Here is a 19,667-nt window from a genome sequence, read left to right as displayed (position 1 = left end):
GCTTTATTCAAGCTGACAAAATCAGCGAAGTGTTATTTGACCACCGGCTGACGGGTTGCACGCAGCGCCGACATCAGCGGATCACCCACATCAAGATGCCCTTCAACCAGGTGGCGCGGTGTCAGTGCCAGCCAGTTGTTCAGCGACACATCGCGGTAATGGCTCGTGTGAAACACATTCAGGATGCGCATCGGCTCATCGCCTGTGTTTTCGATATAGTGAGCCAGCGTCTTGGGCACATAGCCAACATCACCCGCCACAAAGTCGAATGTCCGTGCGTTATTGACCGCATCAAACACGGTCATGCGGGCTTTTCCGCTGATGTAGAACTGAATTTCATCGGCATCCGGGTGCCAGTGAATTTCGCGCATGCCGCCCGGCTCCAGATCAATGAACAGAGCGGCGAGATTGGTGACTTCGAAATTGCGGGCATCGACCACGGTGGTAGCACCACCCGGATAGGGTGTCGGTGCGATTGACGCGCCACGGAAAACATATTTGTCGGTGAACGACACTGCACCCAGATCGCGGCGCACCTCTTCCAATGACGGCGGAACCGGCTGACGGAAAATATACTTCTCTGAAGCTGGAATTCCATCAAACGCCTCAACCGGAACGCCGAAGTTTTTGGCCAGCACTTCAAGCGGTGTATGCGCAAACAGTTCGGTGACCAGCAAAGTCTGGTTTTCCGAGAAATTGCCGTCATTGAACACCAGCACAAACTCGGTGCCTTCTTCCAGCCCTTGAATCGCGTGGGGGAAGCCGGCAGGCGCAAGCCACAGATCACCTGGGCCCAGATCTTCCACCAGCGTCTGGCGCTGATCGTCAATCAGGTAAAAACGCACCCTCCCCTTCAGGACATAGGCCCATTCTGCTTCCTTGTGCCAGTGCATTTCGCGCACCACACCTGCTGGCAGACGCATGTTGACAATGGCCAGCTCTTTCAGCGAACCCATTTCACGCTGGGTGACCTCACGTGCCCAACCGCCATCTTCCAGGCGGTTGTGCGCCATGGCAAACGGAAACTTCAGGTTGGGAATACCACCATTATCCGTCGCAGGCGGCAGCAGAATGTCGGGATTTTGCGCTTCAACCGCAGGGTTACGCGGCCCGACAATGTCGGCACCCTTGGTACCACGGATCGGTTGCTTCAAATCAGTCATAATTTTCTCCACGGACTATAAACAGATTCAGCCGATCAGGCCGCCAGGCGTTGGATCTGCTTTTTCTGGGTTGGCGAGCGCCATTGCACCAAGAACAAGGGCGATTGCGGCAGGCAGGAAGATAGCAGCGCCTGCAATGCGCTGATCGATAAGGAAACCAACGGCGCCACCGCCGGCAAAGCCAAGCAACGTCAGGAAAAAGATGCCTGCCCAGCTGAGATTGGATTTGCCGTTGATGCCTGTGCGCGAATACAGGGACTGAACCAGGAAGTTAAACGCCATCTGCACAACAAACGTTACTGCAACTGCGCCAAACAACATGCCCCGATCTTTATGGAAGGCATTGCCCTGCGCTCCGGCAATAAAGCTGATGCCATATGCGATATATTGCGGCTCCAGTGAACCGGCGCGGGCGCTGAAAGCAAGCGCCACAAGTGCAGCAAACATGCCAAACAGAACCACCGGCGTGTAGACTTTTCCCTTGTGCAACATGCTGGTCATCAATGCGCCGCACAGAGCCGAACCAATGCCGAATGCCAGAACGGAGAGGCTGGAGAACGTGAATGCCTCCCAGTCGCCCTGCACAAGCCTGTATCCACTCTGGACCACGTTGCCGGATTGAACAGTCGCAAAGGTCTGGGCATGGGCCAGTGTCCATGCGTTCATCGAGCCCGCCATAACGGCTAACAGAAAGCCTGTCAGCGGCTTTTCCATAAGTGGGTATCGGGTAATTTCCGGATGGACAGCAACGGGGGCAGATTGCATTATACTTGATCCACTTCACGCAACTCAGTTGTCGGTACAATCACTAGTTGCTGGATGGATGTCAATAACACATAAACTTTAATTGAGTTTTATATTACGTATTCCTGCAGTCACTTTAAAACCAAACCAAATTTCAAATTTTGCACTATTGTTATATTTCCGTAAAATTTAATTCAAATACCTGCGGGTAAAAACAGCTTGGCAGCACCGGAATGCAGGCAATTTTTACATAAATATGCTTGAACATCAAGGAATTAGGCCGGCAAACCAATTGGACAAAAATCCAGCATAATTTGCTGCGTAAATCCGGAAAACGTCGCCGAAGATCGCGCCGGAAACGGGAGAACTGTCATGCCAGGCACTGTCACACTTCATCGGGTCATTGCTGCCCGACCGGAAAAAATCTACCGCGCATTTCTGGAACCGGACGCCATTGCCAGTTGGCTGCCACCCTATGGCTTTCTCTGCAGCGTTCACGAGTTGGACGCCCGGGAGGGTGGCAATCACCGAATGTCCTTTCGCAATTTCACTTCGGGCAAAAGCCATGCTTTTGGCGGCACATATCTTCAGCTCGTGCCAAATGAAAAGCTCGTTTACACAGACCGTTTTGACGACCCGTCACTGCCGGGTGAAATGACGGTAACTGTGACCCTGAAAACTGTGTCTGTCGGGACCGAGCTTCACATTGAGCAGGCGAGCATACCAGACCTGATTCCGGTTGAGGCATGCTATCTTGGCTGGCAGGAGTCGCTTCGCAAGCTTGCCAAACTGGTTGAGCCGGATATCAAGGACTGACAAGCGCGCATTGACAGGAAAAGCATCATGACCCACCCCATCACCGTCCAGACCATGGTTGCCGCGCCGATTGAACATGTGTGGAAGGTTTATACCTCACCTGAGGATATCAGGCAGTGGAATGCGGCCTCGGAGGACTGGCACACCACGGCCGCAGATGTAGATCTGCGCGTTGGCGGAACATTCTCATCCCGCATGGAAGCCAAGGATGGCAGCATGGGATTTGACTTTGCCGGGACCTACACGGCAATCAAACAACATGCACTGATTGAGTACACGTTCGGTGACCGCGCTGCGCGGGTGGAGTTTGTGCCTGTGGGTGATGCAGTTCAGGTCACAGTGTCCTTTGATCCTGATGGTGAATACTCGATTGAGCAGCAACAGCAGGGCTGGCAGGCCATTCTCGACAGCTTTGCGCGTTACGCCGAAAAAACCCGGAATGGCCGTTGAGCCAAGGCGCGACAGCCGAGCATCTCCATGAGCCCGGCGTTGAAGCTAGCCAGGGTTGCGGCCGCCAAGGCCCTGCGGCACCCTTGCACCCAGATCAGAGGCCCGTTGCACCAGGCCCTGCACAAACATCGAAGGCAGTAACAACCCTTGATCTTCTGCATCGCGGCGGCGCTCAAGGCCTTTCTGGCCCGGCAGACGAACCGCTCCGGCATCGGGGTGGGCTCTTGACGCCAGGCATTGGGCCGCAATTGCCGACGAGCGGTCCGTGAACGCGTCAGCCCCAGCAAAGAATTCCGGCGAGAAAACCTGAATATAGGTTGTGGCTCCCCACTGCGTTTCCGCAATGCCGCGCCCATAGCCTGCAAGCCCTTGTGACAGGCACTCGACCATCAGGGCCATGTTGTAACCCTTGTGACCATGATCCTGCCCGCCACTGGGCAGCAGCGTTCCCTTTGGTTCACGCGTCAGCACGCCGGGGTCGTCCGTCAGGTTGCCCTCATGGTCCTGCAACCATTGTCCCCGCATGCGTTGGCCCGCCTTTGCCAGACGCCCGGTCATGGCGTTTGTGGTAATTGACGTCGACATGTCGATGAGGATCGGGTCTGCTTTTGTCGGGATGCCCAGGGCTATCGGATCTGGAGTGAAAACCGGATCAAGCCCGCCAAACGGCGCCACCGATGCCAGAGACGGATCTGATGATGTGATCATGGGCACCAGTCCACGATCTGTCATGCGGGGCAGATATGCCTGAAGACAGGCGATATGGTGGCTGCGGCGGATTGCTACTGCGCCCAGGCCAAACTGTTCTGCCCTCTGCGCGGCAAATTCCAGCCCACGCAAAGTCAGCCAAACGCCACTCAGCCACAGGCCATCCCATACGGCAACGGCGCCCCTGTCACTCACTATCTCATAATTGCCGGTGGCGCGCATGCGTCCGGCGGCCAGCTCATCAAGATAGGCTGGCAGCAATTGAAGCCCGTGGGTGTCATGTCCCATCATATCCGCTTCGAGCAATATGTCGGCGACTTCAATGGCACGATCTTCCGGCATTCCGGAACACTCCAGAAGCGCAGCGGCAAGTGCCGCCAGATCACGCGGATTATAACGGTTCATGGAGACCTCTGTGGGAAATTGCATGTTAAAACTTCAGGCGCTGTCGATCATGGGCGGGGCCTGGCGGTGAAACTCTGTCACAGCCTGAAGATCGCGCCCCAGTCGCAACAGCGTGGTTTCATCAAAATATCGGCCGATCAGTTGCAAACCGATCGGCAGTCCTGACTTTGAAAATCCATTCGGGAGGCTGAGCGTGGGCGAGCCGGTCAGATTGGTTGGAAACACATTGCGCCAGATGGCATCCAGCGCCGGGGTGGCCTCACCGTTCACCACCACCTGCGTGGCGCCTATCAAAGGCGCGACAATGGGCACCGTCGGAGTGGCAATCACATCCACGTTCTGAAAAGCAGTGGCAAAATCCTTGCAGATGAGGCCACGGACTCGCTGCCCCAACAGATAATCGCTGGCCAAGATGGTCAGCCCGGCCAGAAGTTCACGCCGCACATTTGGCGAGTAATCCTCAGCCTGTCGCTTCAGACGATCCCGATGGTAGGCCGAAGCCTCCGAACCCAGAATAGCCAGTTCTGCGCCCAAGGCATATTTCATGCTGGGCAGGGAAACCGGATGAACCTTGCAGCCAATCGACTGCAGGCACTCCAGAGACGCATCAAAGGCAGCATGGACTTCCACATCGACCAGATCGAGAAAGTAATCCTGCGGTACGCCAATTCTCAAGGGCCCGGCAGGCTGGTTCATCAGGGCGCTGTATTGTTGCACCGGCCTGTCGACTGAACCGCTGTCCCGCGCATCAAACCCTGCCATCGCCTCAAGCAGGAATGCCAGATCATCGACACTGCGCGCCATTGGTCCCGCATGATCAAGCGACCAGGCAAGCGATAACACGCCGCGGCGGCTGACCAGGCCATAAGTGGGCTTCAATCCCGAAACGCCGCACAATGCGCTCGGCGTGCGGATAGAGCCACCAGTGTCGCTTCCCGTCGCGCCCATGCACATTCCCGCAGCAAGTGCTATCGCAGAACCGCCACTGGAACCGCCCGGCACGTGATCCGGGTTCCATGGATTTCGCGACGGCCCGGCATATTCGTTGTTGGTTGTGGGGCCGAAGGCAAACTCATGTGTCTGAGATTTTCCGACAACCAGCGCACCGGATGAGCGCAGCCGGGCTACGGCCTCTGCATCAACTCCGGTGTGGTGGTCGGCAAGCACCTTGGAGCTTGCAGTGGTTGGCAGGTCTTTTGTGCCGAACACATCCTTTATGGCGATCGGAATGCCCGCCAGCGGTCCAACCGCTTCACCCGTTGCAAGGCGCCGGTCAATCTTATCGGCCGCCGTCAGCAGGCCGTCGCTGTCAGCCCGTGCGGCAAAAACATTCAGTTCACAAGCGTGCCGATCCGCAGCAACAATCGCGGCCTCCATGAGGTCCCGCGCCTTCAAACTGCCCTGGCGCAATCGTGTTTGCGCCTCACGGATACTCAGTGCGGCACGCATGATCACGCCTCCACCCGGAATATGAAAGCAGGTTCCAGATCGCTCACGTCAACTTCGTCCATCGTCCGGATTGCGCGAACTATGCCGGCAATCACAGGCTCCGCTTCCTGCAGTCGGTCAGCGGCAAGAGGAAAGCCACCCACCTCACGCAGCATCGCGTCGCACGCGGTGAGAAGCGCGCTCGCAGACACATCATCCTTTGCCATTGGCTTCCCCCTTTTCGACAGTGCCCGAGTGGCGCGAAAACAGCTTCTGCAGGCTGCCGAACTGGACCCGGCCGATGGCAAGCACCAGAATGAGTGTCAGGCCCCAGGCGAAGTCCCTGAGGAAGTTGCTGCCGCTGGCCTGAAGGATGAGGTTCAGGCCCGTGGAAAGCAGCTGCAGAATGATCACCGAGAAGATGACCCCCAGAATTTTGCCGACGCCACCCAGAGGTGAAATGCCACCGAGCACAGAAACAAGGATGGCCAGCAGAACATAGGAAGATCCGAAATCGACATTGGCCGAATTCGTAACGCTCAGATTGACAATGCCGGCCAGCCCCGACAGCGCACCGCTGATCGCATAAACAATCAGAAGCAGCTTGCGTGTGTTGATGCCGGAATAGCGGGCGGCCGTTGGATTTGCGCCATAAAGATAGAGGTTGAACCCCAGGCGGCGGCCGTGCAGCATTGCGGCAAGGCCCAACGCTATCAGCACAAACACGATGGCAGGAAATGGAATGCCCAGAAAAGCACCACGCCCGATGTTGGCCAGTGAGGCAATTCCGAAAAGCGTGCTGCCACCGGTGATGACGGTGCCAAAGCCGATGAACAGCGTCATCGTGCCCAGCGTGGCAAGAATGGGCGAATAGCCAAGGACCGCGATCAGAAATCCGTTGAAGAGCCCGCACAACAGCCCCACCACCAGCCCGACAACCAGGGCAAACACGGCAAGAAGTTCCGGCGGCAAACCGAGGTTGCTGCCGACAGAGGCGCTGAGGAAACTGGCGGCGACAATCGAGGCCAGATTTGCAACAGCGTTGATGGAGAGATCAATACCACCTGTCAGCAAAGTCAGCGCCACGGCCAGTGAAAGCAGACCGATAACACTGATCTGAAGCAGCATCGACTGCAGGTTCTGCGCGCTCAGAAATATGTCCGGTCGGGCGAAACCCAAAGCCGCGAACACGGCAACTGCAGCAAAGAACAGCACGATCACATGCGTGTCGATGAAGTCTGGAAGCACACTGGCGCGCCGGGAACGATCCGTTGTTGTCATGATTGTGCTCCCTGCATGCGCCGCACCAGCATTGGCAAACCAATAGCGATCAGCAGCAGCGTGCCGATTGCAACTTTTTGCCACACCGTGGAAACGCCCAGCGCGATCAGGCTGCTGTTGGTTGTGACAATCAGGAAAACGCCCAGAAGGACTCCGACTACACTTCCTCTGCCGCCGGTGATTGCAGCGCCGCCAATAACAACGGCAGCAATAACATCCAGCTCGCCGCCCACAAGAGTTTGCGGGTTGGCAAGGCGGATGATGCCCCCCGCAATCAACCCGGCAATTCCGGCAAGTGTGCCGGCGGCCGTGTAAGCCAGCGTTTCAATTTTCAGAACACTGATGCCCATTCGCTGCGCCGCGCTGCGATTGCCACCTATGGCATAGAGACTGCGCCCCACCGTGGTGTGGCGCATGATGAAATGCACCAGCAAAGCAATGACCAGAAGAATGATGACCGACACATGCAGGCCCACGCGGGCGCCGTTTTCGGCAGTCAGCGTCAGAACATTGGTGCGGGAAAAATCCACCATTCCCGATGGCACTCTTCGGATTGTATCGGTGCCAACGAAATAAAGCAGAAAGCCGCGGAACAGGCTTGTCGTCCCCAGTGTGATGATCAACGACGGGGCCTTGAGCCAGGCCACCAGAACACCATTGATCGTGCCCAGCAGCATGCCGATCAGCCCTGCCATGCCAAACAGCAGCCAGATCGACAGATCGGGGAAAAACGCATTGGCTATGACAACCGTGCCGTACATGGCAACGATTGCAATTGCGGCAAAGGAAACATCCAGCCCGCCGATAACGAGTATGACGAAAAAGCCAATCGCAAACAGCCCGACGACCGTGCTGCTTTTCAACATGGAAAACAGATTGAACAGCGTGAGGAAACCGGGATTGATCAGGTTGATGAGCGCAATCATACCAACCACGACCAGCAGCAGAATTGTCTCATGGCGCATGAGGAGGCGGGGCAAGGTCATGAGTGCGTCTCGTTTATAATGTCCAGGATTTCCAGTTCCGGGGTTTCCGGAATCTGGCGCTCGGCAACAATGCGGCCGTTGCGCAGCACCAGAATGCGGTCGCACAATTGCATCAGCTCCGGCAGATCATCGGAAATGACGATGACGCCGAGCCCATCATTTGCAAGCTCGACAACGACCTCGTGCAGATCGCTCTTGGAGCCGACATCAACGCCGACAGACGGACGGTTCAAAATCAGAATGGAAGGATTGCTCGCAAGCCATTTGGCCAGAACGACGCGTTGCTGGTTTCCACCAGACAGGCTGCTGACCGGCGCCTTGTCCGATGCGGCCTTGATCGTCAGCCTGTCAATCCAGTGATAGGCTTCTTTCGATTTGCGCGCACCTGTCAGCCAGCCGAACCGATCGGTCAATCTTTCAACGGCGCGAACCACAATATTGTCGCGAATTGAGAAATTGAGGAAAAGCCCCTCACTCAGCCGATCCTCTGGCACATAGGCTATCCGGGCCGCAAGCGCATCTGCAACAGACCCTATTGCTGTAGCTTGTCCATCGACTTTCAGCGAACCTGCCTGCGCTGGTGCAATGCCGAAGATGGATTTGGCCAGCGCGGTTCGTCCGGCTCCCATAAGGCCTGCCAGCCCCAGAATCTCGCCGGGCTGCAGAGAAAATCCGATATGCTCATATTGGCCGGCGCGAGAGAGGCCGGAAACTTCCAGCCGCGGCGTGGATACCGCGGCAACCGGCCCCCGCTCGTAACGCTTTGCGGAAATCTCTCTGCCAGTCATGGCGCGCTGTATGTCAGCCTCGTTCAACTGAGAAAGCGGCGCCGACAGATGCACCTTCCCATTGCGCAGGACCACGGCGCGCTCGGCAATTTCCGACACTTCCTGAAGCTTATGGCTGACAAAAATAAAGCCCATCCCATTCGCAGCCAGACGGCGGATCAACGTAAAAAGCTGCTCCACCTCCCGGTGCGTCAGGGCGGTTGTCGGCTCATCCATGATCAACAGACGCGCTTTGTGTGCCAGCGCACGGGCGATGGCTACCACCTGCTTATGCGCAACCGACAGCTCTTCCAGATCGCGATCCAGATCGATGTCCACCTTCATATCGGCAAGCACTTCGCGGGCAAGAGCCATACCCTCCCGGCGCGCAACAATACGCCTGCCCTGGCTGATCTGCCGTGGCAGCCAGATATTCTCACCTGCGGTCAGATTGGGCAGCGGCGCAAAATCCTGGTAAATAATCTGCACACCTGCATCAATGCGATCGGAGGGCGGGCGCTGTGTCCAGTCCACGCCATCAATAAAGATGCCGCCGGAATCGGGACGCTCGATGCCGGCGATCGCGCGGATGAGAGTTGATTTTCCCGAACCGTTTTCACCTGCGAGTGAGATCACCTCTCCGGCAGCCACGTCCAGACTGACGCCGGAAAGTGCGCGAATTCCACCATAATTTTTGACGATGTCCACAACGCGCAACAGAGGCGCTCTGCCGGCATGCCCGGAATGTCTATCTGCTTCGATCATAGGATCCGCCACGCGCGAAGTTCGGTCTCATACAGACGACACCGGGCAGCCATGCCCGGCATCGGTGTGGTGTCGGAATGCGATCAGAAATCGTACTCATCCATGTTTTCGGCGGTGACATCGACCCACGCAGCGCCGTAAACCACGTCATCCACCACGGTCACGCTTTCGTAGCCGACGATACCCAGATCATCGCCTGTCTCAATCGGTTCGTTGTTGATCTTGCGAAGCGCGGCAACCATCATTGCCTGTCCCGCAAGCTTGGGATCCCAGAAACTGATGACATCGACAGCGCCGGTTTCCAGAAGATCACGCGTCAGCGACACCAGACTGGTGCTCACAACAGTGGTGCGTTCTTCAAGGCCCGCTTCCTCAACTGCTTGGCCGATTCCGATCGGGTCATTTGACGACGAACCCTGAAAACCCTTGATGTTCGGATAGGCGGCCAGCAACTCAAGTGTCTTGCGATAGGCGGTGGCTGCGTCCTCACCCGTTTCGTTGCGATCTCCCACCAATGTCATGTTGGGGTATTTTTCTTTTTGATGCGCAATGGCAGCATCAACCCAGATATTCTGCGAAACATTGGTCAACCGACCGACAAAGACGGCATACTCGCCCTCTTCGCCCATGCCTGCCGCCAGCTGATCCATCAGATGAACGCCGTAGGCCGCGTTGTCGAATGCTTCAATGTCGTAATCCTTTGTCGGCTGGGTCTCGCCTTCATGGGTTACGACGACAATGCCCTTTTCGCGGGCTTTGGCGATGACAGGCTCAAGCGTCTGCGGCGAAATCGGAACAATGCCCAGCGCATCAACATTCTGCGCCACCAGATCTTCGATCAACTGTGCCTGAAGCGCTGCATCGGCTTGCGAAACGCCCTGCATGAAGACGCGGATACCTGGATTTTCGGCGGCGAATTCAACGAGCCCTTCTTCCAGACGGCTCCACCATGGATCGCCTGCCACCTTGACCACGACGGCAAAGGTTTTTTCTTCCTGCGCCTGCGCAGGCAAGACAGCCAGGCAGGTTGCCATTGCCACGCCTGTGACCAGCAAAGTGCGAAGTTTACGAATGTGATTGCGCATAACGACCTCCATTTTGAGATTAACTGCCATGATCCGGCACCCATTTCAGAATGCCCTCAGCAACCGCAACAACCGTATCCTCTTGGTTTGTAACGGTAATTTCTCCGTAGCTTCGCGCCCGTTCCGGCTCCACGCGGCTGATGCGATATTGAACTGTCACCGTATCTCCGATGAAGACAGGCGCCACAAAGCGAATGCGCTCATAGCCCAGGGCAACGGCTGTAACCGAGCCTCTTGCACCCGCGCCAAATGTTTCAATCATGCGGGTCGAGCAGGTGGACATGAAGCCCACAAGCAAAGCGCCGTGAACAACGCGCCTGCCAAATCGGGATTTGGCCATGACCTGTTCATTGACATGGTTGGAAGACAGATCACCGGTGATCCCGGCAAACAGATACACGTCAGATTCACCCACGGTTTTTGAAAACGACACCGCGTCACCGACGGAAACGTAAAAGGACCTGGCCTCACTCATGCCGCGTCATCCGGCGTGAAAACAACATTGTTTCGAATAAGGTCGGCGACTTCGCTGCCGTCGAAACCTGCATTCTCCAGCACGCTTCGTGTGTCGGCCCCCGCCGACAGCGCCATAGTCCTGATGCCCGGTACTTCACCATTGTAGCTGACAGGATGGCTGACCAGGGTCGCCTGAGCATCATTCACCGGCATCGTCTGAAACGCGCCATTGTGCGCAGCCTGCGGGTTTGCGGCCAGATCCTCGTAGTCTTCAACCCGGGCAAACCAGATGCCGCCGCTGTCCAGAGCTTCAGACAGCGCATCAAAAGACCACTCTCTCAAAACGTCGGCGGTTTCAGACGCGATGATATCGCGCTCGACAAACGGATCCAGATCGACAAGCGCTTTCAGCCGGTCGCTGTTCAACGCGTCTGCAAGGGCTTCAACCTTGGTCATCGACAGTGCAACGAAGGCATCCTTCACCGCGTAAACGCCATAGGGCGCTTCATGATACCATGTTGCCAGATGTGGATCCCGGGGCATGCTTCGGGAACCGAGCCCGGCGGCATGGTAAGTCACAATGGATTCATTCTGCAGATCGATCGCCGCGGAAAACAGGCTGGATTCAACACGCGTTCCAAGGCCGGTTGCCTGCCATTTTGCATAGGCCCCCGTGATGGAAAGCGCCATGAGCGCGGCTCCGTGCTGATCCACTGCGGCAAGGCCGACAGGCACAGGCACCCGACCATCCCCGGTTGCACGGGCAAGCCCGGACATTGCCTGAACCAACAGGTCCTGCCCCGGGCGGCGGACCAGCGGGCCGGTACTGCCGAACCCCGAGGCAGAGGCGTAGATGATGTCAGGTTTGCGGGCTTTGACCTGCTCGTAACCAAGCCCCAGCCTGTCCAATGTTCCCGGCCGGTAATTTTCCGCCAGCACATGTGTCCGGCCAATCAGGCGATGCACAACATCGGTCGCTTCAGGGTGCTTGAGATCCACCGCGATACTGAGAACATTGCGGTTACCGGCAAGGTATAGTGCGCTGACACCGCCGACACGCGCAGTTCCTGCACCGGCCCAATGCCGCTCAAAGGCACCCTTGGGCGGTTCAATCTTTATGACCTCTGCCCCCATATCGGCCAGATACTGCATCGCCGCCGGGCCCTGCAGGTAGTGGCAGAAATTGAGAACGCGCATGCCTTCCAGAATCAAAATTTTATTCCCCTGCCAAATTCCCTGCCAAAATCAGGAAGATCATTCGCCTTGCCTGAAATCGGTTTCAGGCTATACTGATATGCTTGTGTACGCCCTGTCAAGCGCAGTTTCGGCAACTCGAACGGAAGAGATAGATGAACAGCGGATATATCACCCAAGCACTTGATTTAATTTCAGAAAAGACGCTGGAAGACGAATTTTCGATAGGCTCGTCATTCCCTTATGTCACCGCTCCTTCGGGCGAATGGACTCTGATGCCGGCCAGCCTTTCGGCGGGCTACTCAAAGGACGGATGGAGCCATGGAAACTGGTTTTCAGGCTTCTGGATAGGACTTCTGGTTGCCGGATCTGTCCATAAAGGTGATAAATCCCTTATAAACCTTGCCAGAGAGCGCTTTCAGATGGTTGCGCCCAGAGCAACTGATGGCAACACGCACGACATCGGCTTTTTATTCTGGAGCAGCGCCGTTCCGCTTTATAACGCAACGGGAGAAAGCCGTTTTGCAGACGTGGCAGTGCAGGCAGCGAACCATCTGCGAGCCCGGCTCGTAACCACGCATAACGGCGCCTATATTTCATCATGGGGGCCACTGACCGACCCGCGCGGCCGTTGCAGCTCCGCAATCGACACAATGGCCAATCTCTCGCTTCTGTATTGGGCAGCGAATTATGCTGGCGATGCCAGCTTTCGACTGGCCGCAGAAGCCCATGCCCGAATGACCCGCACCTCATTCATCCGGCCGGACAACTCGACCTATCATGCGGTTGAATACGATCTGCCGTCTGGCAAGCGCTCTCGTGGCTATACATTTCAAGGCTATAGCGACGAGTCTGCCTGGACTCGCGGACAGGGCTGGGCAATTTACGGCTATGCAGAAACGGCTGCGGCAACGGGAAAGATAGAGTATCTTGAACTGGCCGAGCAGTTGGCTGCCTATTATCTCAACCGTCTCGGCAATGATCCGGTGCCGTTCTGGGATTTTGACGACCCCGCCATTCCCCATGCACCGCGGGATTCTGCAACTGCGGCCATTGTTGCAGCGGCATTTCTGAACATGGCCGACATGCATCCCGACAGAGAAAAAGCCGCCTATTGGAAAGGCGAGGCCGAAAAAATGCTGGCCGCGCTTTGCGCCGGCTATCTGGCCACTGAGCCACAGCATCGCGGGATACTGAAACACGGCTGCTATTCCAAGCCGCACAATATCGGCCCCGATAGCGCCGTTCTCTTCGGCGACTATTATTTCGCTGAGGCCCTTATGCGCCTGAAAGCTCCCGGAAAATTCCACAATGCATGGGGCACTTCAGCTCTTGCGGGCTGAACGTGGAGCCGCGGTAGAGCCACGAACAATGATTTGAGCGGGCAGCTTGGTTGTCAAAGGCGGCGGCCGCCCGTTCAGTGTTGCCACGAGATGGTCGGCGGCCAGACGGCCTATCACCGCAGCCGGAACGTTGACCGTTGTCAGCGGCGGATCGGTGTGCATCGAGATATCGACGTCATCATAACCAGTGATGGAGATATCACGAGGCACGGACAATCCCAGATACTTGCATTCGGCCAGCGCTCCGATGGCAAAGGCATCTGAACTGCAAATCACCGCGGTGATTGCCGGATCCGCTGTAATCAACCGCTTGAACGCTGTACGGCCATGGGCCACCGAATACGGCACTTCTGCAATTCTGTGCGCAGCAAGGGGAATATCTGCCGCTTCGAAAGCTGCAAAAACGCCCTGCCGGCGCGCTTGCTGACGGTCATTATGCGCCGGATAGACGGTGATCACGCCAAATTCCCGGTGCCCGAGATCCAGCAGCATCTGAAGCACCTGGTGCATTGCTTCCGCATTATCAATGCCAATGGCCGGAACTGAAAATTGCGACTCACTGACATAGGTTGTCACCAATGGCACCTGGTATTGCCGGGCCAGCGCCAGCGCTTCAGCGCTCATTCGGTCACCCACCAGCACCAGACCGTCAACCCCGCGTTCCAGAAGAACCTTTATCTCTTCCAGTTCCCGCTCCGGGTCGTATTCGGCATTGGCGATCAGCAGCGTGTAATTGTATTCGCGCAATCGCTTCTGCAGGGCAACGGTACCATTGGCAAAGATTGTCATACCCAAGGTTGGTATGATGGCGCCAATCGTGTTGCTGCGTCCCAGGCTCAGCGCGCGGGCCATGGCATCCGGTGCATAGCCAAGTTCGGCTATGGCACGCCGGACCTTTGCCTGCAGGTCAGGGCGCACAATATCCGGATGGTTGAGAACTCGGGAGACTGTTGCCGGTGATACGCCCGCAGCTTTGGCCACGTCACTCAATTTCGATCGCCTGGGAAGTGCCTTGCTGTTCATGTTCTGACCTTTCGGCCATACCTCCCGATAGAGACCACCTTTAAAGCAGGAGCATATCAACATCGAAACATGTTTGATGAAACCGCTTGCAGTGCTGTTTAAAGCATTTTGCGCAGAAGCAGATAGCGGTTTTGCAGATAAATCTGACCCGAAGTGAAAAGATGAAGCCGTTCGCGCACTGAAAAAATCAGGTGCTGACAGGTCCGGACGGTGCGTCAGGCCAGATTGCGCGCGTGCGCGTTTCGAAATGCGGGTATGGAAAAACAATGCTCTGACAGAGCTTTGAATGAAGGATAGGGGCTTAAATCCAGTGAAAACAGCTCCGCGCTCATGGCATGACCCGCGATGCAGATATCTGCGATGCCTGGGCTGTTGCCCAGAGCAAAGGGTTGCGGTGGCCTCTGCTTCAACATCCGCTCATAATCGCCCATTCCCTCGCCAATCCAATGCCGAACCCATCGGGTCACGGTTTCTTCATCGGCGCCAAACTCTTGCGCCAGATGTTTGCGAACGCGCGGCACCATCAGGGGATGGGTATCGGCCACCGTCACCAGCGCAAGGGTGCGGGCATAGGCCCGCTCTCTGGCTGTGTCTGGCATCAAAGGCGGTTCCGGATAAACTTCGTCCAGATATTCCATTATGGCAAGAGATTGCGTGAGGGTGAAACCATCCTCCTCCACCAATGCGGGCACGGCATGGGCGGTATTCAACTGCTCAAAACTGCTGTCGAACTGTTCACCCTGCAGAATATCGACCGAAACTTCCTCATAGCCCAGGTTCTTCAGATTGAGCGCCGCACGCACCCGGAAAGAGGCAATGGACCGCCAAAAACCATACATGCGACGCGTCATGGTGTTTCCCCTGTCTACAGGCCAAGCAACCGCCGGGCATTACCTCCGCAAATAGCCTCTTTAACGTCATCGTCCAGCGCCGCACCCATGACATGCCCAACGGGGTCACTTTCAGCCATGTCAAATGGATAGTCGGTTCCCATCAACACGTGGTCCGCACCAATGGTTCGCACCAGTGCTTCCAACTGTTCGTTGGAAAACACCACGGTGTCAAAATACATGCGCTTGAGGTAGGTGGTCGGCGCTTGCGGCACGACCTTGACATCGGACCTTGCATTCCAGGCATGGTCCATGCGGGCGGAATAACCGCCAAGATAGCCGCCGCCATGCACCACAATGACCTTCAGTTTGGGGTAGCGCTCCATCACACCATCAAAAATCAGGTCACTGATTGCCAGCGTGGTTTCCAGCGGATTGCCGATAACATTGTTGAAATAGTGCCGGGCCAGCCGTCGCCCCTCTGTAAAGCCGTTTGGATGCAGCAGAACCACCGCTCCAAGCTCCTCAGCCTTGGCCCAGAATGGTGCATAGGCCGGGTCGGAGATCTCGTTTCCGGCGACATTCGTCAGAATCTGCACACCCTTGTGGCCTAGCTTCATGACATATTCCAGCTCTTCGGCAGCCAGATCGCCATCCTGCAAAGTCACAGTGCCCAGTGCTGTAAACCGGTCCGGATACCGGCTGACATATTCCGCAAGGCCCTCATTGACCACGCGGGCCGCTTTACTGGCAATGTCGGCCCGTACGGTGGTGAAGCATTGGCCGGGCGGCGGCATGATAAGCTGCATGTCAACACCCGCAGCATCCATGTCTGCAAGGCGTGCTTCATACTGCGTCATATTTGGTCCGCGGTCCCGCTCCTGCATCTGGTTGACAGCAGTCGTTACCTCGGAACTGAAATGCGCCAGTGGTATGGTGGCCAGATCCAGATGCCCTTCAACAATCTTGTTTGCGGCGGGAATGGCCACATGCGAGTGAATGTCGATGGTCTGCCCTTTTGGCCGGGCAGTTTTGACATGGCGACGACCGGCGGTCTCGCCGTAAGAATTCCAAATATCAGTCATTGAATGTTCAACCCTTGAATCAGGCGTCTGGATGCGCCGTGGTGCTGCTGGAAATCTTCGGACGTGTGGATCTAGTTCAGTCTCAGATCGCGCATTTCGGCTTCGAACCAGTCAAACGGCTCGTTGCTCATGTTCACTGTGACGGCCTTGGTGTGGAAATAGTGGTCGAAAGACTCCTGCCCGAATTCACGCCCGGTTCCCGACGCCTTGACCCCGCCCCATGGTGCGGCGATGTCCACTCGATGGTGGTCGTTTATCCAGATAATGCCGGCCTCAAGCTGCGAGGCCAGGCGGTGCGCCCGTGCAATATTCTGAGTGCGGACAGCGGCCGCCAAACCATATTCGGAATCATTGGCAATGCGCAAAGCTTCCTCTTCCGTGTCGAAAGGCAGCACAACGGTGAACGGCCCGAAAACTTCTTCTCGGGCAATGCGCATTTCAGGCTTGACGTCGGCAAAAACCGTCGGCTCCACGTAAAAGCCGGCTGAATTGTGCATGCTCTGCGGAATGCCGCCGCCAGCCACCAGTCTGGCGCCCTCGTCCAGGCCGATTTTCACAAAATCCAACACCCGGGTGCGCTGTCTTTCAGAAATGACCGGCCCCATATGGGTGTTGCGGTCAAACGGGTCGCCAACGCGCAGCGACTTTGCCTTGGCGGCAAGTTTTTCAACAAATTCATCGTAGACAGTGCGCTGGACAAGATGCCGCGAAGCGCAGACACAGGTCTGCCCCGCACCGATGAAAGCGCCAAAGGCGGCGTAGTCCACCGCCTGATTGACATCAAAATCATCAAAGACCAGCACCGGGGCCTTGCCCCCCAGTTCCAATGTCTGATGCGCAAAGTTGCGCGCCGCGGCAGCACCGGCCAGACGGCCGGATTCCGTGCCACCCGTCAGCACCAGTTTGTTGATGTCCGGATGGCCTGACAGAGCCTTGCCCGTTGTTGCGCCAAAGCCGGTTACGACATTGAACACGCCATCGGGCAAACCGGCTTCCGTGCATATTTCAGCAATGCGCAGCGTCGTCAGCGGCGTGTACTCCGAAGGCTTGACCACGGTTGTGCAACCCGACGCGAAAGTGGGTGCGAGATTGCGCGATACAATAAACAGCGGGTGGTTGAATGGCGTTACGTTCGCCACCACTCCAACGGGTTGGCGCAGTGTATAGGACAGGTAATTGCCATCAACCGGAATAACGGCATCGCGGCGCGACAGCGCAAGCCCGGCATTGTAACGAAACAGGTCCGGCAGCTTGGCAAGCTGGGCGCGGGTTTCCCGCGTGGGTCGGCCATTGTTCAGCGATTCCAGCGTGGCAAGCTCATCCAGATATTTTTCCAGAAGATCGCCGATCTTGTGCACAAGATTGGCCCTGCTGCGGAGCGACATGTCCCGCCAGTCCGGATTTTCAAAGGCACGCCTGGCGCTTTGGATTGCCATGTCCACATCGTCGTCTGTGGCGTGGACTGTATGGGCAATGATATCTCCGGTGCCGGGCGCATAAATTGCAAATGTTTCCCGATCTCCGACGGGCTGTTCCCTGCCATCAATGTACAGACCGCGCACCGGCGGGGATGCATGGGAATGGAGATTGGCGGAAATTGCTTCACTCATATGAGGGACTCCCGGCATGAAGTTGCAATGTGGCGTTTGAACAGATGCACGTGACAGCGAACCGCCTGGCCTGGCGCAGGTATTGGAAAATCAATGAATTCAACGGAATGCATTTATCTATGTCAGGCATTGCATTGAGGGTCTGATGCCGCGGATTGGGCTTGGATTGAATGTCTACCGGCACGGCATGCACAAAAGCAGCAATGGCGTGGTGTTGCCGATAGCTGCGTCGTCACCCGCGGCCGGTTTCAGCCGACATCACGTGGAAACCGGCAAATCGCATTCGCGATTTCGCAAAAGCCTGCGCGTTGCTCATGACACTCACTGATCCCCCCAAGACGTTTTCGTCTTTCTTGACCAGGCAAACACAAGTTCTTCGCAATATCCTCAATCCGCGAAACCGGCGCTACCTGATATCTCAGAGGCTATTACCAGCTATTTTTTGTGTCAACGAGAAATCCACATGGTACGCGCTTCCAAACTTATCCGCAGGTGTGTCTGCGGCTGTCAGGAAGGCAGGAAACGACTGGCAATTTCATTATATTTCAATAGCTTAAAACGACAATTCCTAAACTTGGTGTCAGCTGTGCGCTGGAAAAAATAAATAATCCATCGATAAATAATACGTGCTTCGCGCCTGCAGTTCCCGCCTCGTGGTACACTAGGCGGCTGACAGATTGCGAGAATTGACCAGCGCTTAGTGAAATTCGGGCAGCCGCATCCTGGTTTCAATCTTTATCGTGTGGTCAAATTTTATCGCTTCACGCCAACTAATGTTTCAGCTTCAGCAAACCGACGCGCGAGTTGCATCAGCATGCGACGCTGCTGAGGTGTCACGGTTTCCATTGCATGCGTCCAGAGCACAAGATTTGCCTCCTCTCCGACAGAGTGTTGCCGGACTGCCGAATTGAATTGTTCCATCCACGGGGCAAGGTGGCGCATATAATCATCAACGAGGCCGGTGATTTCCGTATCGGCGCTGTCGGGACCAAGTCGATCGAAACGTTGGCCCAGATCCAGCACAATGGACGCAAGGTCAGGTGATGCCAGACGTTGATAAAGCTCAACCAGTTCCGGCCGCCCGCCCTCTTCGATGAAGTGTTCAATCAGCGCGGACTGCTCGCGCCCCAGATGATTGGAACGCTCTGCCCGGCCGACTTCCAGCGGCATAAGCGCTGCAGCCATGTCGGGTTCAACGTTCAGTGGCCCTTCCGTCGTGCGCACGGCTGCCACAACCCTTCGCTGCTCCTGTAATTTTTCAATCTGATGCACTAGCGAAACGTCCAGCGCCTCAATCATTTCCGAAGTCAGCTCGCCATTTTCGCCAAGCAATGGCGGCAACGCACTGAGAGGCAGCCCGATGGCGGTCAGCCGCCTGATGCGAAGCAGGCGCACCAGATGTTGAATGGAATAATTGCGGTAGCCATTGCTGTCACGCGGCGGCTCCACCATCAGCCCGATCTGATGGTAGTGGCGAAGGGTGCGGACGGTGACACCCGCGCGTGCCGCGATATCCTTGCTTTGCATT

General features: G+C 56.5%; 19 protein-coding genes. 3 read left to right on the top strand and 16 right to left on the bottom strand.

Features of this window, described 5'->3' with window-relative positions:
• Positions 1-32 precede the first annotated feature (32 nt).
• Together FPY71_RS01905 and FPY71_RS01900 are read right to left on the bottom strand one after the other, a co-directional pair.
• Positions 33-1,163, bottom strand: a complete 1,131-nt coding sequence (locus tag FPY71_RS01905; protein WP_149297098.1) for a cupin domain-containing protein — start codon at positions 1,161-1,163, stop codon at positions 33-35.
• 27 nt (positions 1,164-1,190) lie between these two features.
• On the bottom strand, positions 1,191-1,928 hold the full coding sequence (locus FPY71_RS01900) for a DUF1275 family protein (RefSeq protein WP_149297096.1): 738 nt from the start codon (positions 1,926-1,928) through the stop codon (positions 1,191-1,193).
• A 351-nt stretch (positions 1,929-2,279) separates the two neighbouring features.
• Between FPY71_RS01900 and FPY71_RS01895 the strand changes: the two genes are divergently transcribed.
• Together FPY71_RS01895 and FPY71_RS01890 are read left to right on the top strand one after the other, a co-directional pair.
• Positions 2,280-2,723, top strand: a complete 444-nt coding sequence (locus FPY71_RS01895) for an SRPBCC family protein (protein ID WP_149297094.1) — start codon at positions 2,280-2,282, stop codon at positions 2,721-2,723.
• 27 nt (positions 2,724-2,750) lie between these two features.
• Entirely contained in the window at positions 2,751-3,173 is a 423-nt protein-coding gene (locus FPY71_RS01890) for an SRPBCC family protein (RefSeq protein ID WP_149297091.1), read from the top strand.
• A 45-nt stretch (positions 3,174-3,218) separates the two neighbouring features.
• Here FPY71_RS01890 and FPY71_RS01885 read toward each other — a convergent pair whose 3' ends face one another.
• The 9 genes from FPY71_RS01885 to FPY71_RS01845 form a co-directional block, all read right to left on the bottom strand.
• Positions 3,219-4,286, bottom strand: a complete 1,068-nt coding sequence (locus FPY71_RS01885; protein ID WP_188052171.1) for an Ldh family oxidoreductase — start codon at positions 4,284-4,286, stop codon at positions 3,219-3,221.
• 33 nt (positions 4,287-4,319) lie between these two features.
• Positions 4,320-5,735 carry an amidase gene (locus FPY71_RS01880; protein ID WP_149297087.1) on the bottom strand — a complete coding sequence of 472 codons (1,416 nt, stop codon included), beginning with the start codon at positions 5,733-5,735 and terminating at the stop codon, positions 4,320-4,322.
• Positions 5,736-5,737: 2 nt separating this feature from the next.
• Entirely contained in the window at positions 5,738-5,941 is a 204-nt protein-coding gene (locus tag FPY71_RS01875; protein WP_149297085.1) for a hypothetical protein, read from the bottom strand.
• Positions 5,928-6,995, bottom strand: coding sequence for an ABC transporter permease (locus FPY71_RS01870; protein ID WP_149297083.1), 1,068 nt, complete (start codon positions 6,993-6,995; stop codon positions 5,928-5,930). Before FPY71_RS01870 ends, FPY71_RS01875 begins: the two co-directional genes overlap by 14 nt.
• Positions 6,992-7,981: an ABC transporter permease gene (locus FPY71_RS01865; protein WP_149297081.1), complete on the bottom strand. Its 990-nt coding sequence runs from the start codon at positions 7,979-7,981 to the stop codon at positions 6,992-6,994. The genes FPY71_RS01870 and FPY71_RS01865 overlap by 4 nt, the downstream gene beginning before the upstream one ends.
• On the bottom strand, positions 7,978-9,513 hold the full coding sequence (locus FPY71_RS01860; RefSeq protein WP_149297079.1) for a sugar ABC transporter ATP-binding protein: 1,536 nt from the start codon (positions 9,511-9,513) through the stop codon (positions 7,978-7,980). Before FPY71_RS01860 ends, FPY71_RS01865 begins: the two co-directional genes overlap by 4 nt.
• Before the next feature lie 83 nt (positions 9,514-9,596).
• Positions 9,597-10,598, bottom strand: a complete 1,002-nt coding sequence (locus tag FPY71_RS01855) for an autoinducer 2 ABC transporter substrate-binding protein (protein ID WP_149297077.1) — start codon at positions 10,596-10,598, stop codon at positions 9,597-9,599.
• Positions 10,599-10,617: 19 nt separating this feature from the next.
• Positions 10,618-11,073, bottom strand: a complete 456-nt coding sequence (locus tag FPY71_RS01850; protein ID WP_149297075.1) for a MaoC/PaaZ C-terminal domain-containing protein — start codon at positions 11,071-11,073, stop codon at positions 10,618-10,620.
• Positions 11,070-12,251 (bottom strand): CaiB/BaiF CoA transferase family protein, encoded by a 1,182-nt coding sequence (locus FPY71_RS01845; protein ID WP_149297073.1) that lies wholly within the window; start codon positions 12,249-12,251, stop codon positions 11,070-11,072. Before FPY71_RS01845 ends, FPY71_RS01850 begins: the two co-directional genes overlap by 4 nt.
• A 152-nt stretch (positions 12,252-12,403) precedes the next feature.
• Between FPY71_RS01845 and FPY71_RS01840 the strand changes: the two genes are divergently transcribed.
• Positions 12,404-13,591, top strand: coding sequence for a glycoside hydrolase family 88 protein (locus FPY71_RS01840; protein WP_149297071.1), 1,188 nt, complete (start codon positions 12,404-12,406; stop codon positions 13,589-13,591).
• Here FPY71_RS01840 and FPY71_RS01835 read toward each other — a convergent pair.
• The 5 genes from FPY71_RS01835 to FPY71_RS01815 all read right to left on the bottom strand — a co-directional run bounded on the left by FPY71_RS01835 (position 13,574) and on the right by FPY71_RS01815 (position 19,666).
• Positions 13,574-14,572, bottom strand: a complete 999-nt coding sequence (locus FPY71_RS01835) for a LacI family DNA-binding transcriptional regulator (RefSeq protein ID WP_246160154.1) — start codon at positions 14,570-14,572, stop codon at positions 13,574-13,576. The two genes, FPY71_RS01840 and FPY71_RS01835, sit on opposite strands and share 18 nt — an antisense overlap.
• Before the next feature lie 257 nt (positions 14,573-14,829).
• Positions 14,830-15,465 (bottom strand): maleylacetoacetate isomerase, encoded by a 636-nt coding sequence (gene maiA / locus FPY71_RS01830; protein WP_149297066.1) that lies wholly within the window; start codon positions 15,463-15,465, stop codon positions 14,830-14,832.
• Positions 15,466-15,479: 14 nt separating this feature from the next.
• Entirely contained in the window at positions 15,480-16,529 is a 1,050-nt protein-coding gene (locus FPY71_RS01825; protein WP_149297064.1) for an amidohydrolase family protein, read from the bottom strand.
• A 71-nt stretch (positions 16,530-16,600) separates the two neighbouring features.
• The gene (locus FPY71_RS01820) at positions 16,601-18,139 is read right to left on the bottom strand and encodes an aldehyde dehydrogenase (RefSeq protein ID WP_149297061.1); all 1,539 of its coding nucleotides are present in this window, start codon (positions 18,137-18,139) and stop codon (positions 16,601-16,603) included.
• Positions 18,140-18,892: 753 nt separating this feature from the next.
• The gene (locus tag FPY71_RS01815) at positions 18,893-19,666 is read right to left on the bottom strand and encodes a MerR family transcriptional regulator (RefSeq protein ID WP_149297059.1); all 774 of its coding nucleotides are present in this window, start codon (positions 19,664-19,666) and stop codon (positions 18,893-18,895) included.
• Position 19,667: the final 1 nt, after the last annotated feature.

This window comes from Aureimonas fodinaquatilis, from assembly GCF_008369445.1.
Classification (GTDB): Bacteria; Pseudomonadota; Alphaproteobacteria; order Rhizobiales; family Rhizobiaceae; genus Aureimonas; species Aureimonas fodinaquatilis.
The sequence above is the reverse complement of the archived record's forward strand: the minus strand, read 5'-3'. Positions and strand labels throughout refer to the sequence as shown.

Coding starts and splice junctions, on each gene's coding strand:
- FPY71_RS01870 (WP_149297083.1), bottom strand. CDS start 6,995: ATGACAACAACGGATCGTTCCCGGCGCGCCAGTGTGCTTCCAGACTTC.
- FPY71_RS01840 (WP_149297071.1), top strand. CDS start 12,404: ATGAACAGCGGATATATCACCCAAGCACTTGATTTAATTTCAGAAAAG.
- FPY71_RS01820 (WP_149297061.1), bottom strand. CDS start 18,139: ATGAGTGAAGCAATTTCCGCCAATCTCCATTCCCATGCATCCCCGCCG.
- FPY71_RS01895 (WP_149297094.1), top strand. CDS start 2,280: ATGCCAGGCACTGTCACACTTCATCGGGTCATTGCTGCCCGACCGGAA.
- FPY71_RS01880 (WP_149297087.1), bottom strand. CDS start 5,735: ATGCGTGCCGCACTGAGTATCCGTGAGGCGCAAACACGATTGCGCCAG.
- FPY71_RS01905 (WP_149297098.1), bottom strand. CDS start 1,163: ATGACTGATTTGAAGCAACCGATCCGTGGTACCAAGGGTGCCGACATT.
- FPY71_RS01815 (WP_149297059.1), bottom strand. CDS start 19,666: ATGCAAAGCAAGGATATCGCGGCACGCGCGGGTGTCACCGTCCGCACC.
- FPY71_RS01885 (WP_188052171.1), bottom strand. CDS start 4,286: ATGAACCGTTATAATCCGCGTGATCTGGCGGCACTTGCCGCTGCGCTT.
- FPY71_RS01865 (WP_149297081.1), bottom strand. CDS start 7,981: ATGACCTTGCCCCGCCTCCTCATGCGCCATGAGACAATTCTGCTGCTG.
- FPY71_RS01900 (WP_149297096.1), bottom strand. CDS start 1,928: ATGCAATCTGCCCCCGTTGCTGTCCATCCGGAAATTACCCGATACCCA.
- FPY71_RS01860 (WP_149297079.1), bottom strand. CDS start 9,513: ATGATCGAAGCAGATAGACATTCCGGGCATGCCGGCAGAGCGCCTCTG.
- FPY71_RS01890 (WP_149297091.1), top strand. CDS start 2,751: ATGACCCACCCCATCACCGTCCAGACCATGGTTGCCGCGCCGATTGAA.
- maiA (WP_149297066.1), bottom strand. CDS start 15,465: ATGACGCGTCGCATGTATGGTTTTTGGCGGTCCATTGCCTCTTTCCGG.
- FPY71_RS01875 (WP_149297085.1), bottom strand. CDS start 5,941: ATGGCAAAGGATGATGTGTCTGCGAGCGCGCTTCTCACCGCGTGCGAC.
- FPY71_RS01850 (WP_149297075.1), bottom strand. CDS start 11,073: ATGAGTGAGGCCAGGTCCTTTTACGTTTCCGTCGGTGACGCGGTGTCG.
- FPY71_RS01825 (WP_149297064.1), bottom strand. CDS start 16,529: ATGACTGATATTTGGAATTCTTACGGCGAGACCGCCGGTCGTCGCCAT.
- FPY71_RS01855 (WP_149297077.1), bottom strand. CDS start 10,598: ATGCGCAATCACATTCGTAAACTTCGCACTTTGCTGGTCACAGGCGTG.
- FPY71_RS01845 (WP_149297073.1), bottom strand. CDS start 12,251: ATGCGCGTTCTCAATTTCTGCCACTACCTGCAGGGCCCGGCGGCGATG.